The sequence below is a fragment of the Falsiroseomonas sp. HW251 genome, from assembly GCF_050563545.1.
Lineage (GTDB): Bacteria > Pseudomonadota > Alphaproteobacteria > Acetobacterales > Acetobacteraceae > Falsiroseomonas.
This window is the reverse complement of the sequence record NZ_JBNXUM010000025.1, coordinates 26,622-39,700: the sequence shown is the minus strand read 5'-3', so window position 1 is coordinate 39,700 and position 13,079 is coordinate 26,622. Positions and strand designations below refer to the sequence as shown.

Below are 13,079 nucleotides of genomic sequence, written 5' to 3'. Positions count from 1 at the left end.
GCCGCCCCCTCCCCCGGGCTGTCGCCACCATGACGCCAGCCGCCACGCCCATCCCGCGCGACGCGCGCCGCGCGCTGGCGGGGATGGGGCTGATGGCGCTGTGCTGCCTGCTCTTCGCCGCCATGGGCGCCTGCTTCCGCGCGGCGATGCTGGAAGGGCTGCCGCCGGCGCTGATGCCCTTCGCGCGCGGCGTCTTCACCACCCTCGTCGTGCTGCCCTTCTTCCTCCGCCGAGGCGGGCTCGACCTGCGCACGCGCGCGCCCGGTGCGCATCTGCTGCGCATCGCGGCGGGGCTGACCGGCTTCTACCTCGGCATGCTCGCGATCCTCTGGATGCCGCTTGCCGACGCGGTTGCGATCATGCATGCACGGCCGCTCTGGGCGCTGCCGCTGGCCTTCCTGATCCTGCATGAGCGCGTGGGCTGGGACCGCGCCATCGCCGCGGCGGTGGGCTTCGCCGGCGTGTTGCTGATCGCCGGCCCGCAGGGCGAGCTCTCGGCCGGGACGCTGGCCGCGGTCGGCGGCGGGATCTGCGGCGCGCTGGTGCTGATCTCGATCCGCATCCTGGCCGCGACCGAGCCGCCGTCGCGCGTCGTCGCGCTTTATGCCGTTGCCTCGGTCGTGGTCTGGGGGCCGATCAGCGCCTTCGTCTGGGTCACGCCGTCGTGGAACGCGATCGGCCTGGTGGTGCTGGGATCGCTGCTGGCGATCGCGGGTGATTTCTGCGCGTCCTGGGCGGCCCGCCGCGCGCCCGTCGGGCTGCTCGCGCCAATCGAATACGTGCAGATCCCGGCGAGCGCCCTGCTCGGCATGGCCTTCTTCGCGGAGACGCCAGGCTGGTCGCTGCTCTGGGGCACGCTGATCATGATCGCCGCCACGCTGTATCTCGCGCGGAGCGCCGGCCGATGAAGGGCGCGGGGATCTTCGCCGCGGGATCCTAGACCACGCCCTGGTGGGGCGTGCAGGCACGGCGCTTGCAGCCCGCGGGGCAGGCCACCCCCGCCCCGGCGCCCCGCGCCGTCTCCTGCCCGCCGGAGAAGCACCCCATGCCCCGTTTCCTCGCACGGCTCGCCTTCGCCGCGTTGCTGCTCGCCCCCTTCGCCGCGGCGGCTCAGGAGCCCGTGCGGATCATCCTGAACTGGCGCATCGAAGGCCCCAACGCGCCCTTCTTCCTGGCCGAGGACCGCGGCTTCTTCCGCGAGGAAGGCCTTGCTGTGCGGCTCGATCCCGGCGAGGGCTCGTCCGCCCCGATCGCGCGCATCGCCGCCGGCACCTACGACGCGGGCTTCGGCGACATCAACACGCTGATCGAGTTCACCGCCCGCCAGGCCGAGCGCCGCGTGGTGGCCGCGATGGTGCTCTACACCCGTCCGCCCATGGCCGTGGTCAGCCTGGCCCGCGCCAACATCCAGCGTCCCCAGGACCTGGTCGGGCGCCGGGTCGGCGCGCCGCAGAACGACACGGGCTTCCGCCTGTTCCCGGCCTTCGCGACGCTGGCCGGCATCGACGCCGCGCGCGTGAACTTCCAGGCCGTCGCGCCCACCCTGCGCGAGACCCTGCTCGTCCGCGGCGACGTGGAGGCGGTGACGGGCTTCGACTCCACGGTCTGGTTCGCGCTGAAGGGGCTCGGCGTCCGGCGCGAGGATGTGCGCTTCATGTACTACGGCGACCACGGGGTCGACGTGCTGTCGAATGCCATCCTGGTCTCGGCCGAGATGGCGGAACGCCGCCCGCAGGTCGCGCAGGCGCTGACGCGCGCCGTCGCGCGGGGCTGGGTGGAGGCGATCCGCGACCCCGCCGGCGCCATCGCCCACATCGCCCGGCGGGAGCGCCTGATCGACCCCGTGCTGGAGCAGGAACGCCTGCAATGGGTGATCGACAACCAGATCGTGACGCCGGAGGCCCGCGCCGACGGAATCGGTCATGTGGACCCCGCCCGGCTTGACCGCGCCATCGATATCGTGACTCAAGGGTTTCAGTTGCCCCGCCGCCCCGCCGCCGCGGAGATCGTCGATCCCCGCTTCCTGCCGGCTGCCGCGCTGCGCCGCCTGAACTGACCCGAAGGGAGAAGCCTCGCATGACCCTCGCCCGCCGCACGATCCTCGCAGCCGGCGCCGCCGGCCTCGCGCTGCCGACGATCCGCACCGCCCAGGCGCAGACCGCCATCCGCTTCAGCCTGGACTGGGCGCTGCAGGGCAACCACGGCATGTGGTCGCTGGCCGAGGACCGCGGCATCTACCGCCAGAACCAGCTCGCCGTGCGCATGGACCGCGGCTTCGGCTCGGGTGATGCGCTGATCAAGGTGGGGTCGGGCGCCTATGACCTGGGCTTTGCCGATTTCTCCGGCGCGGTGAAGTTCAACGCGGAGAACCCGCAGAACCGCCTGGTGATGATCTACCCCGTCTTCGACCGCACGGCGGCGGCGATCGTGACGCTGCGCGGGCGCGGCATCGAGAAGCCGCAGGACGTCGCGGGCAAGACGCTTGGTGCGCCGGAAGGCGAAGGCTCGCGCCTGCTCTTCCCGGCCTTCGCGCGCGTCGCGGGGATCAATACCGGCTCGGTGCGCTGGACCTCGATGGCGGCCAATCTGCGCGACACCATGCTGCGCACCGGCCAGGTGGATGCCGTCACGGGCTTCCTCTTCACCGTGCATTTCAACCTGGTCGGCCTCGGCATCCCCGAGGAGCAGATCCTGTCCTGGCCCTATGCCGAGCACGGCCTGGACCTCTACGGCTCCGGCGTGTTCTGCCGGGCGGATTGGCTCGAGCGGAACCAGGAGACGGCATCCCGCTTCGTGAAGTCCTCGGTGGAGGGCCTCAAGCTGCTGCTGGCCGACGTGCCCGGCGGCATGGCCTCGCTGAAGCGCCGCGAGCCGCTCTTCGACGAGGCGCTGGAGGCGCGCCGCTTCGCCATGACGCGCGACCGCTCCATCATCACGCCGAACACGCGGGCGAACGGGCTGGGCTATCTCGACATGGCGCGTGCGCAGCAACTGGTGACGGTGAACGCCGAGGCGCTGGGCGTCGCCAACCCGCCGAGCGCCGAGAGCATGTTCACTGACCGCTATCTCCCGCCGGCGAGCGAGCGGCGGCTGTAAGGGGCGGGCGTCCTTTTCCCTCCTGACTTTCCCTCCCCCGCTCCAACGCCTCCCTCCCCCGCTAGCGGGGGAGGGATGGGGTGGGGGTGCTTCGTCACGCGCATCCCTTATTCTGGCACCCCCACCCTGACCCTCCTCCGCCTGCGGGGGAGGGAACCGGAGCCCGCATGACCAAGCTCCTTCTCACCGGCGCCCGCGTCCTTTCCGCCGACGCGCTGTCGGCGCCTTTCGCAGACCTCCTCGTCGAGGACGGCCGCATTGCCGCTATCCTGCCGCCCGGCACGCAGGTCGCAGACGCCCAGACCCACGACGCATCGAACCGCCTGGTCATCCCGGGCCTGGTCAACGGCCACACCCATGGCCATGGCGGCCTCGCCAAGGGCTCGGGCGACAAATGGGACCTGGCGCTCCTGCTCGCCCACGCGCCCTGGGTGGGCGGGGGCCGCAACCTCCGTGACAAGTACCTCTCGACCGCGCTGAACGCCGTCGAGAACCTCAGGAAGGGCTGCACCGCCGTCTTCGACATGCCGGCCGAATTCCCCGCGCCGACCGTCGAGGGCCTGGACGCGATGGCGGACGCCTATGCCGCCGTCGGGCTGCGCGCGGTGCTCGCGCCGATGGTCGCCGACCTCACCTTCTTCCAGGCGACCCCCGGCCTGCTGGAGGCCCTGCCCGAGGAACACCGCACCCGCGCTGCAGGCCTGCGCATGGCGCCCGCCGCCGACACCCTGGCCGCGATCGGCACCGCCGCGCAGTCCTGGTCGCATGGCCGGCGCAACATCCGCCTGGGCTGCGCGCCGACCATCCCGCTGCACGGTACGGAGGAGTTTCTCCAGCGCTGCCGCGCGCTTTCGGCGCAGTACGGGCTGCCGATGCAGACGCACGTCTCCGAAGCCCGCTACCAGAACGCGGGCGGTGAGATCCGCTATGGCGGCGCGACGCTGCTGGAATACATGGACCGCATCGGCCTGGTCGGGCGCTGGTTCAGCGTCGCGCATGGCGTCTGGCTGACGCGCTCCGACCTCGAGCTGCTGGCGAAGCGCGGCGGGAGCCTCTCGCACAACCCCGGCGCCAATATGCGGCTCGCTTCCGGCATCGCCCCGGTGCGCGAGGCGATCCGCGCGGGCGTGACGGTCGGCATCGGCACCGACGGCTCCTCCTCCTCCGACAACCAGAACATGTTCGAGGCGATGCGCCTCGCTGCCTTCGCCTCCCGCCTGTGGGAGGATGCCGAGGAGGCCGAGTGGCTCGGCACGGCGGAGACGGTCAGGCTCGCGACGGCGGGGTCGTCGCGCATCGTCGGCCATGACGAGGGCGGCGTGATCGCGCCGGGCAAGGCGGCGGACCTCGTGCTGCTCGACCTCCGGCACATCAACTGGATGCCGTTCAACGACGCCGCCAACCAGCTGGTCTGGACCGAGGATGGCAGCGCGGTGACCGACGTCATGATCGCCGGCGCCTGGAAGCTGCGCGACCGCGTCGTGCTCGGCCTGGACGAGGCGAAGCTGGCCGCGGAGGCGCAGGAAGCCGCCGATCGCCTGCGCGGCGCGAATGCCGAGGTGAAGGCCTGGTGCGAGGCCGTCGCACCGCATGTCGCCTGCCATTGCCGCGCGCTGGCGAAGGGCTGGACGCGAAGCAAGCGGCTGCTGAAGGCCGAATAGCTCCTACCTCCCCCGCCCAGGATCTCCCGCCCCCGCCAGCGGGGGAGGGACGGGGCGGGGGCAGCGCACCCCATCGTCGTTGCCGGAACCACCGCATGACCGAAACCCTCGCCGACCTCCTCATCACCGGCGGCACCGTCGTCAACGAAAGCGCGCGCTTTCCCGCCGACGTCGCGATCAGAGACGGCGTCATCGCCTTCGTCGGCCACCCCGCCTTCGCGCCCAGGGCGCGCGAAACCCTCGACGCGAAAGGCCGCCTCGTCATCCCCGGCGCGATCGACGTGCACACGCATATCCGCGAGCCGGGCATGACCCACAAGGAGGACTGGACCACCGGCACCCGCGCCGCGGCGGCGGGCGGCGTCACCACCGTCTTCGACATGCCGAACACCGAACCCGCGATCGCATCGGTGGAGGCGCTCGATCGGAAGAAGGACGCCGCTGCGCGCCAGGCGCATGTGAATTACGGGCTCTACGGCATCCTGGACGAACGCTCGCTCGATCATCTCCCGGCGCTGGCGGAGGCCGGCGTCATCGGCTTCAAGCTCTTCTACGGCAACACCACCGGCAACAACCCCGCCCCCAACGATGGCGCCGTACTGGAAGGCTTCGAGGTCCTGGCCGAGCTCGGGCTCCGCTGCTCGATCCATGCCGAGAACTCGCCGATGCTGTTCTGGCGGGAGAACCGGATGAAGGCCGCGGGCCGCGACGACGCCTTCGCGCATCTCTCGGCGCGCGCGGACATCGTGGCGCTCGAATCCCTCAACCGCTGCATCGTGCTGAGCGAGTGGACCGGCGCGCGCATCCACATCGTCCACGAATCCTGCATGCGCTCGATCCCCGTCATCCGCGACGCCAAGGCGCGCGGCGTCCCGATGACGGTCGAGACCTGCCCGCAATACGTGCTGATCGCCGCGGAGGACCTCATCGGCGACAGGGCGCGCATCGCCCGGCTCAACCCGCCAATCCGGGAGGGGCGCCAGCGCGAGCCGATCCTGCAGGCACTCCTCGACGGAACCATCGATATCCTCGGCACCGACCACGCCCCGCATGCGATGGAGGAGAAGCAGCACGCGAGCTTCTGGGACAATGCCTGCGGCTTCCCCGGCGTCGAGACCTCGATGCGGCTGATGCTGACCTTCGCACACGAAGGCCGGATGAGCGTCGAGCAGTATGTCCGCATGGCCTCCGCCGCGCCGGCCAGGGCCTTCGGGCTTTATCCGAGGAAAGGCGTCATCCAGCCCGGCGCCGATGCCGACATCGCCATCGTGGACCCCGCGCAGCGCAAGGTGATCCGCGGCGCCGAACTGCACAGCGAACGCTCTCGCTTCACCCCCTTCGATGGGATGGAGACCGTCGGCGGCCCGGTCGCGACCATCGTGCGTGGCCGCGTGGTGATGCGCGACGGTCAGGTGCTGGACGCCCCGGGCTGGGGCCGGATGGAACGGCCGCAGATGCCGAAGGGCGAGCCGCGGAACCCGGCCACCACCACCAAAGCGATCCTGCAGCGCGACGCCCGTCCCTGGTGAGGTTTCGCAACACCGGCAAAGGGTGATTTCGCGGCCGCATGACACTATCATGGCAGCAACCGTCGCCGCCGGAGTGTCCGTCATGTCGATCAGCCGCCGTTCCGTCCTTGCCGCCGCCGCGCTCGCCCCCGTCGCGGCGCAGGCGCAGCAGGCCGCGACACCGCCTGCCCGCGAGGCACACCCGATGCCCGCCAAGGGCCGCCGCGCCTGGGCCGCGCAGGTCCCGCAGATCCGCATCGGCATCCTCGGCGGCGAGAACGAGTCCGACCGCATGGGCCGCTACGGCGCCTATGGCCGCCTGATGGAGGAGACCTTCGAGGTTCCGGTCCGCCTCTTCCAGGCCAGCGACTATTCCGGCGTGGTGCAGGCCTTCGCCGGCCGCCACATCGAGCTCGCCTCAATGTCGCCCGCCGCCTATGCCGCGGCCTGGGTCGAATCGAACGGCAACGTGGAGCCCTTCCTGGTCACGCAGGAGGCGGACGGCAGCACCAGCTATGTCGCGGTGATGTTCACCCGCGCGGATTCCGGGATCACCAGCCTCGAGCAGATGCGCGGCAAGTCCATGGGCTGGGCGGATCCGAACAGCGCGTCGGGCTACCTCATCCCGCGCGCGGCGCTGCGCCAGCAGGGGATCAACCCCGACCAGTATTTCGGCCGCTCCGGCTTCGCCGGCGGGCATGAGCAGGCGATCGTCGCGGTGCTCGGGCGGCAATACGATGCCGGCGTCACCTGGGCGTCGGGCATCGGCGATCCCGCCGAGGGCTTCAGCCGCGGCATGCTGCGCGCGACGGCCGAGAAGGGCCTGCTCAACATGCGCGACCTCCGGCTGATCTGGCAGTCCGGGCCGATCCAGAACGGCCCGCTGGTGGTGCGCAAGGACACGCCGGCGGAGTTCAAGGCCGACATGACCGCCTTCCACCTGGCGCTGCCGACCAGCCACCCCGACATCCACCGCGCGGTGGAGCGCGGCACGACGATCGGCTGGGTGCCGACGAAGCACGAGGATTACGAGCTCTTCGTGCAGATGCGCCGCGAGGAAGCCCAGCAGCGCCGCCAGCGGAACTAGCGGCGCTCAGCGTCCCACCAGCGCCTTTGCGTCCTCGATGGTCGGTGCGATCGGGATCAGGCTGTCGAGGCAAGCGGTCTCGAAGACCTGCCTGCAATCGGGATGCACGGCCGCGATCGCCAGGCGCCTGCCGCGCTTCTTCGTCGCGCGCGACGCCGACAGCAGCATGCGGATTCCGAGCGAGCCGCAGAACGGCACCTCCGCCATGTCGAGGATGACACCGCCCGGCGCGGCTTCCACCTGCGCCCTGAACTCGTTCTCCAGCTTCACCACCGCGGCGAAGTCGAGGAAGCCCGACGGTGCGATCACGCGCACCCCGTCGGGGAGATCGGTCACCCGCATGGACCCTCCGCGGCGGGCGTCCCGATCCGTGCCCGCAACAATCCCGCATCAAAGCGCGGCGGAAGGGCTTGTCAATCCACCGTCGCGCCGGCGTCGCGCACGATCTGTGCCCAGCGCGCGACGTCGCGTTCCTGCACCGCGCGGAACTCCTGCGGCGTGCGCACCGACGGCGGGTCGATACCCTGGGTCCGCACCAGCCACTCGCGGAATTCCGGCTCGTTGACGATCCTGACGATCTCCTCGTTCAGGCGGCGCACGATCGGTTCCGGCAGGCCGGGCGGGCCGAAGACGCCGTACCAGGTTGTGCTCTCGAAATCCGGCAGGCCGCAGGCCTCGGCGACCGTCGGCACCTCGGGCAGCGCCGCCACGCGGCTGCGCGTGGTGACCGCAAGGCCCCTCGCCTGTCCCTGCTGGATCATGCCCATCGCCGGCCCGACCTGGTTGAAGAAGAAGTCGGTGTCGCCGCCGAGCAGCGAGGTCACCGCGCCGCCCTGCCCGTTATAGGGGACGTGCTGCACCTCGATCCCCGCCCGACGCGCGAACAGCGCGCCGGCAAGGTGGGTGGAGGCGCCGTTGCCGGTGGAGGCGTAGTTGAGCGCGCCCGGCCGCGCGCGGGCCGCGGCGATCACGTCCTGGCAGGACCGGAACTGCGGGCGCTTCTCGATCGAGGTGGTGAGGATGTTCGGCACGTCGCCGAGATGCGCGATGGGCGTGAAATCGCGCAGCACGTCGAAGGGCAGGCGCCGGTAGAGCGTCTGGTTGATGGCATGTGTGCCGGCGGTCGCGAACAGGATCGTGTAGCCGTCGGGCCTGGCCTTCGCGACGGCATCCGAGGCGATGTTGCCGCCGGCGCCCACGCGGTTGTTCACCACCACGGGCTGCCCGAGCGCGCGCGACAGCGGGGCCGCCAGCCGGCGCTGGTAGATGTCCACCCCCGACCCGTTCGGGAAGCCCGCGAGGAACTCTATGGGCCGGGACGGCCACGGGGCTTCCTGGGCGCGCACGGGCAGCGCGGCAGCGAGCAGCAGCGGCAACACAAGCAGGCGGCGCGTCAGGGGCATCGGTCGGTCACTCCGGCGGTTGCCCCGAATTGAGGGCGTCGCCCGATCCGAGGCAACCCCCGTCGCGCGGCGTGCCAACACGGACTAGGCTCGGGCCATGACCCGCAACGACATCGCGCCCCGCCTCGCCCGCGGCGGGAAGTCCATCTACGGCGCCCCGCTCGGCATCCTCATGCTGGAGGCGCGCTTCCCGCGCATCGCCGGCGACATGGGCAATGGCGAGACCTGGCCGTTCCCCGTCCTGTTCCGCGTCGTCCGCGGCGCGAGCCCGGAGCGGGTGGTGCTGAACGGTGCCGCGGGCCTGCTGCCCGACTTCGTCGACGCCGCGCGCGACCTGGTGGATCTCGGCGCCGACGCCATCACGACGAACTGCGGCTTCCTGACCCTGTTCCAGGCCGAGCTCGCCGCGGCGGTGAGGGTGCCGGTCGCGACCTCATCCCTGCTGCAGGTGCCCTGGGTGCAGGCGATGCTGCCGCCGGGCCAGCGGGTCGGCGTGGTCACGGTCAGCAAGTCGAGCCTGACGCCCGCGCATCTCGATGCCATCGGCGTCCCCCGCGACATCCCGGTCGAGGGCACGGAGGATGGCCGGGAATTCTTCCGCGTCCTGATCAGGGCCGAGGCGCAGGACATGGACGTGGCGCTGGCCGAGCAGGACATCCTGGACGCCGGGAGGCGGCTTGTCGCGCGTCACCCCGACATAGGCGCGATCGTGCTGGAATGCACCAACATGCCGCCCTACGCCGCCGCGCTGCGCGACGAGCTCGGCCTGCCGGTCTACGACATCTACTCCATGATCACCTGGTTCCACGCGGGGCTTCGGCCGCGGCGGTTCTGACGGGCCGGCCCGCCCCCGGCCTTCACCGCCGCGCCAGGCGCCCCAGCATCGCCGCCAGCCCGGTGTCGCGCGGCATCTCCTCGAGGTCGAGCACATGCACCCGCGTCGGCTCGGCCTCCGCCACGCCCGGCGCAGCGTTGTCCAGCGCGGCGCTGACGGCGTCCCGCAGTGCGGCGAATTCACCGGCCGATCGCGCGCGCTGCGCGGCGAGCGCGACGATCGCGCCGACGGCGCTGGCCAGCGGCGGCGTCAGCCGGGGATCGCGACGCGACATCATCTCGGCGGGGGCGAGGCGGGGAGAACCGGTACGGGGCATGTCAGCGAGTATCCTTCGCGCACGGGGGAGCCGCCCGCGAACACCTGACACCTCCGGAGGTTAACGAGAGGTAAACGGCTTGGCCCGCCGGAAGGCCTTTGGAACGAAAGTGGTTAACGCCCGCCAAGCCCCCGGACGGCGCCCATGAAAAAACCCCGGCCGTCTCCGACCGGGGTTCCCATCCGTCGCTCCCTGGGGCGCGCGGCTCTACTTGATGGTGACGGCCTGGCGGCCGCGCTGGCCGTCACGGACGTCGAGCGCCACCTTCTCGCCCTGCTGCACGTCCTGCTTTCCGGCGCGCTGCAGAACGGAGGAGTGCAGGAACACGTCCTGGCCGCCATCGTCCGGGGTCACGAAGCCGAAACCGCGGACCTGGTCGAACCACTTCACGGTGCCGGAGACAGCGTAGGTCGGGCCGCCCTCGTCGCGGTTGAAGTCGCGCCGGGGGGGACGGTCGCCGAAGCCGCCGCCGCGCGGGGCGCCGAAGCCGCCGCCGGGCGGACCGCCGAAGCCGCCGCCGCGCGGGGCGCCGAAGCCGCCACCGCCACCACCGAAGTCACGGCGCGGGGGACGATCGCCGAAGCCGCCGCCGCCGAAGTCGCGACGCGGGGGACGGTCGCCGAAGCCGCCGCCGCCGCCGAAGTCACGGCGCGGGGGACGGTCGCCGAAGCCGCCGCGGGGCGCGCCGGCGCCACCGCCAGGGCCCTTCGTGATCCCGTGGATGCGGGTGACGAGGCGCCGGCCCTGCCGGTCGGTGCCGATCTCGCAATTCAGCTTGTCGCCGGTCTCCGGCGGCTCGATGCCGGCCTCGGTCAGCGCGGAAGCGTGGAAGAAGACGTCCTGGCCATCCGGCCCGAGGACAAAACCGAAGCCCTTCCGGGCATTGTACCACTTGACCTCGGCCTCAATCGGGCCTTCGCCACCCTGCTCATTGTCGGGAAACACGATCTGTATCTATCCGTAATTATCGACACGACCGCGCACGATGCAGGGCCGCCACTTCTGACCATGGCACCGGCGCGCCTTGAACGCCAGCAAAAACGATGTCACGCGAATCGGGCAGGGGTGAACGGGTCAACAGGTATCTCGGGTGCGCCGCCCGTCAGCATCGCCGCCACCAGCCGCGCCGTCCGCGGCCCCGCCACCAGCCCGACATGGCCATGCCCGAAGGCCAGCAGCACGTCGGGGCTGGCGGCCGCCGGCCCGATGCAGGGCAGCCCATCCGGCATCGAAGGCCGGTGCCCCATCCAGAACCTCACGCGTTCCGCCGGCAGGTCGCGCGGCAGGTTCGGGAAGCTCCGCAGCAGGTGGTCGCGCAGGATCCCGGCCCGCTTCCAGTTCGGCGCGGCGTCCAGCCCCGCGATCTCCACCTGGCCGGCGCATCGCAGCCCCCGGTCGGTCCAGGTGATGGACATCTTGCCGTCGTAGGGCATCAGCGGCGTGCGCGGCCCGGTCGGGCTGTCCAGCACCATCGCGTGGTAGCCGCGCTCCGTCTCCAGCGGCACGTCGGAACCCGCCTGTGAGGCCAGCTTCCTCGAATAAGCGCCGGCGCAGATCACCGCCTTGTCCGCCGCGACCTCCCCGCCATCCGTCAGCACGGCGCGCAGCCGCCCGCCCTCGATCCGGAAGCCCATGGCCTTCGCGCGCTTCAGCGCCGCCCCCTCGGCCACGGCCTGCGCCACCAGCGCCGCGACATAGGCGCCGGGATCGCGGCAATGCCCACCCTCCTCCACCAGCACGCCGAAGCCGTAGCGGCGATCGAGCTCCGGCTCCTTCTGCCGCATCTCGTCGGGGCCGAGCTCGATCCACTCGATGCCGACCTGGCGGCGGACGCGCCAGGCCATCGCCTCGGCCTCGAACTGCGCGCGGTCCTCATAGACATACATCAGGCCGTTGCGCTCGATCAGACGATCCACGCCGGCCCGCGCCGCGAGGTCCTTGTGCAGCGCCGGCGCGCCGGCCAGCAGCGGCCGGATCGCCTGCGCGATGCGCAGCACCTTCGGCTCCGTCCAGCCCGCCAGCAGGTACTTCACCAGCCAGGGCGCCACCTTCGGGAAATAGGACCAGCGAATCGCGAGCGGCCCGAGCGGGTCCATCAGGAACCGCGGCACCTTCTTCCACAGCCCGGGCACGGACGGCGGGATGACCGACATCGGGCTCAGCCAGCAGCCGTTGCCGTAGGACGCGGCCTGCTCGCCCCCGGGATCGCCGGGCTCCAGGATCGTGACGCGAAAGCCCGCCGACAGGGCCTCCAGCGCGGTCGCCGCGCCGACGATGCCGGCGCCGATCACCACCACATGGCTCATCGGGGCTTGCCTGCTGTAAGGAGAGCCGCCGCCGGCGGATCGGGGATGACGGGAATGGACACGCAGGCCCTCATGCGAAGCAGATGCTGGACTCCAGGGCCTGCTGCACCGCGCGAGGCTGCGCCAGCCCGGCAGCCCCGACCGCGGCGTGCTGACGACCCGGCTCGAAGCCATCTTCGAGGAGATCGCCCGGCACATAAAGCCTGCCCTCGCGATCGAGATCGGCACGCATGAGGCCGCCTGGTCCCGCCGCCTGCGCGCCGTGCTGCCCGACACGCGCTGCCTCGCCTTCGAGGCCAATCCCGCCGTCGCCGCCCGAGCGCTGACCTGCCACGCCGACTATCGAGCGCCGCGCATCTCCCGCCCGGGATCGCCACCCGCCAGCAGCGACACATGCGCCGAGACCACGCGCCAGCCCTCCGGCAGGCGCGCCATGATCTTGGTCTCGCGCCCGATCAGCCCGGTGCCGACGCGCTCGTATTCCAGATGCGTCGCCGCGAAATCGCTGCCGAAGGCGACGATGTGCACCCGGCGCTGCACGCGCTGCGCATAGGCCTTGACGCTCGACCGGAACGCCCTGATCGCGTCATGGCCATACAGGATCTCCGTGATGCCGAAGCGCACGGTGCGCGGATCGGCCCAGAAGATGGCGTCGAGCTCCTCCGCCCGGCTCGCCATCAGCGCGGCCTCGTAGCGGTCGAAGACGGCGCGGACCTCCGCCAGCACCGCGGGATCGTCGAGTTCCACACGCACCCCCTGTCGGACGCCGCGCAGACTGCCCTGCCGCGACGCGGCTGCGAAGAGCGGCGGCCATGCCGCGGCCACGATCGCGTCTCGATCCCGGCATGGGGGATGGTGCAGGATGCC

At 71.5% G+C, this 13,079-nt stretch carries 14 protein-coding genes; 7 read left to right on the top strand and 7 right to left on the bottom strand.

What is annotated here, in order from left to right:
* Nucleotides 1-29: 29 nt before the first annotated feature.
* From ACLF3M_RS25395 to phnD, 6 genes are all read left to right on the top strand, one after another.
* Entirely contained in the window at nucleotides 30-908 is an 879-nt protein-coding gene (locus tag ACLF3M_RS25395) for a DMT family transporter (RefSeq protein WP_430659785.1), read from the top strand.
* A gap of 137 nt (nucleotides 909-1,045) precedes the next feature.
* The gene (locus tag ACLF3M_RS25390) at nucleotides 1,046-2,056 is read left to right on the top strand and encodes an ABC transporter substrate-binding protein (RefSeq protein WP_430659784.1); all 1,011 of its coding nucleotides are present in this window, start codon (nucleotides 1,046-1,048) and stop codon (nucleotides 2,054-2,056) included.
* A gap of 20 nt (nucleotides 2,057-2,076) precedes the next feature.
* Entirely contained in the window at nucleotides 2,077-3,096 is a 1,020-nt protein-coding gene (locus tag ACLF3M_RS25385) for an ABC transporter substrate-binding protein (RefSeq protein WP_430659783.1), read from the top strand.
* A gap of 167 nt (nucleotides 3,097-3,263) precedes the next feature.
* A complete protein-coding gene (locus tag ACLF3M_RS25380) occupies nucleotides 3,264-4,757 on the top strand; it encodes an amidohydrolase family protein (protein WP_430659782.1) in 1,494 nt (497 codons plus the stop codon).
* Between the two features lie 95 nt (nucleotides 4,758-4,852).
* Nucleotides 4,853-6,286: a dihydroorotase gene (locus ACLF3M_RS25375; protein WP_430659781.1), complete on the top strand. Its 1,434-nt coding sequence runs from the start codon at nucleotides 4,853-4,855 to the stop codon at nucleotides 6,284-6,286.
* Between the two features lie 49 nt (nucleotides 6,287-6,335).
* Nucleotides 6,336-7,352 (top strand): phosphate/phosphite/phosphonate ABC transporter substrate-binding protein, encoded by a 1,017-nt coding sequence (gene phnD / locus ACLF3M_RS25370; RefSeq protein WP_430659780.1) that lies wholly within the window; start codon nucleotides 6,336-6,338, stop codon nucleotides 7,350-7,352.
* Nucleotides 7,353-7,358: 6 nt separating this feature from the next.
* Here the strand turns inward: phnD and ACLF3M_RS25365 are convergent, their stop codons facing one another.
* Both ACLF3M_RS25365 and ACLF3M_RS25360 read right to left on the bottom strand, forming a co-directional pair.
* Complete coding sequence (locus ACLF3M_RS25365; protein ID WP_430659779.1) at nucleotides 7,359-7,694, bottom strand: STAS domain-containing protein; 336 nt, start codon at nucleotides 7,692-7,694, stop codon at nucleotides 7,359-7,361.
* A 71-nt stretch (nucleotides 7,695-7,765) separates the two neighbouring features.
* The gene (locus tag ACLF3M_RS25360) at nucleotides 7,766-8,755 is read right to left on the bottom strand and encodes a Bug family tripartite tricarboxylate transporter substrate binding protein (RefSeq protein ID WP_430659778.1); all 990 of its coding nucleotides are present in this window, start codon (nucleotides 8,753-8,755) and stop codon (nucleotides 7,766-7,768) included.
* Between the two features lie 97 nt (nucleotides 8,756-8,852).
* On the opposite strand from ACLF3M_RS25360, the gene ACLF3M_RS25355 reads away from it, so the two are divergent.
* Complete coding sequence (locus ACLF3M_RS25355) at nucleotides 8,853-9,590, top strand: aspartate/glutamate racemase family protein (protein WP_430659777.1); 738 nt, start codon at nucleotides 8,853-8,855, stop codon at nucleotides 9,588-9,590.
* Between the two features lie 22 nt (nucleotides 9,591-9,612).
* Here the strand turns inward: ACLF3M_RS25355 and ACLF3M_RS25350 are convergent, their stop codons facing one another.
* The 5 genes from ACLF3M_RS25350 to ACLF3M_RS25330 form a co-directional block, all read right to left on the bottom strand.
* Entirely contained in the window at nucleotides 9,613-9,906 is a 294-nt protein-coding gene (locus tag ACLF3M_RS25350) for a hypothetical protein (RefSeq protein ID WP_430659776.1), read from the bottom strand.
* A 207-nt stretch (nucleotides 9,907-10,113) separates the two neighbouring features.
* Entirely contained in the window at nucleotides 10,114-10,851 is a 738-nt protein-coding gene (locus ACLF3M_RS25345) for a cold-shock protein (protein WP_430659775.1), read from the bottom strand.
* Between the two features lie 101 nt (nucleotides 10,852-10,952).
* Complete coding sequence (locus tag ACLF3M_RS25340; protein ID WP_430659774.1) at nucleotides 10,953-12,212, bottom strand: NAD(P)/FAD-dependent oxidoreductase; 1,260 nt, start codon at nucleotides 12,210-12,212, stop codon at nucleotides 10,953-10,955.
* Nucleotides 12,213-12,282: 70 nt separating this feature from the next.
* The gene (locus tag ACLF3M_RS25335) at nucleotides 12,283-12,444 is read right to left on the bottom strand and encodes a hypothetical protein (RefSeq protein WP_430659773.1); all 162 of its coding nucleotides are present in this window, start codon (nucleotides 12,442-12,444) and stop codon (nucleotides 12,283-12,285) included.
* Nucleotides 12,445-12,551: 107 nt separating this feature from the next.
* Nucleotides 12,552-13,037: an AtzH-like domain-containing protein gene (locus ACLF3M_RS25330; RefSeq protein ID WP_430659772.1), complete on the bottom strand. Its 486-nt coding sequence runs from the start codon at nucleotides 13,035-13,037 to the stop codon at nucleotides 12,552-12,554.
* Between the last annotated feature and the right edge of the window lie 42 nt (nucleotides 13,038-13,079).

Bases quoted from the DNA above. Each gene is read 5' to 3' on its own strand.
- phnD (WP_430659780.1), top strand. From the start codon at position 6,336: ATGGCAGCAACCGTCGCCGCCGGAGTGTCCGTCATGTCGATCAGCCGC.
- ACLF3M_RS25350 (WP_430659776.1), bottom strand. From the start codon at position 9,906: ATGCCCCGTACCGGTTCTCCCCGCCTCGCCCCCGCCGAGATGATGTCG.
- ACLF3M_RS25375 (WP_430659781.1), top strand. From the start codon at position 4,853: ATGACCGAAACCCTCGCCGACCTCCTCATCACCGGCGGCACCGTCGTC.
- ACLF3M_RS25380 (WP_430659782.1), top strand. From the start codon at position 3,264: ATGACCAAGCTCCTTCTCACCGGCGCCCGCGTCCTTTCCGCCGACGCG.
- ACLF3M_RS25390 (WP_430659784.1), top strand. From the start codon at position 1,046: ATGCCCCGTTTCCTCGCACGGCTCGCCTTCGCCGCGTTGCTGCTCGCC.
- ACLF3M_RS25395 (WP_430659785.1), top strand. From the start codon at position 30: ATGACGCCAGCCGCCACGCCCATCCCGCGCGACGCGCGCCGCGCGCTG.
- ACLF3M_RS25360 (WP_430659778.1), bottom strand. From the start codon at position 8,755: ATGCCCCTGACGCGCCGCCTGCTTGTGTTGCCGCTGCTGCTCGCTGCC.
- ACLF3M_RS25365 (WP_430659779.1), bottom strand. From the start codon at position 7,694: ATGCGGGTGACCGATCTCCCCGACGGGGTGCGCGTGATCGCACCGTCG.
- ACLF3M_RS25335 (WP_430659773.1), bottom strand. From the start codon at position 12,444: ATGCGTGCCGATCTCGATCGCGAGGGCAGGCTTTATGTGCCGGGCGAT.
- ACLF3M_RS25355 (WP_430659777.1), top strand. From the start codon at position 8,853: ATGACCCGCAACGACATCGCGCCCCGCCTCGCCCGCGGCGGGAAGTCC.
- ACLF3M_RS25340 (WP_430659774.1), bottom strand. From the start codon at position 12,212: ATGAGCCATGTGGTGGTGATCGGCGCCGGCATCGTCGGCGCGGCGACC.
- ACLF3M_RS25385 (WP_430659783.1), top strand. From the start codon at position 2,077: ATGACCCTCGCCCGCCGCACGATCCTCGCAGCCGGCGCCGCCGGCCTC.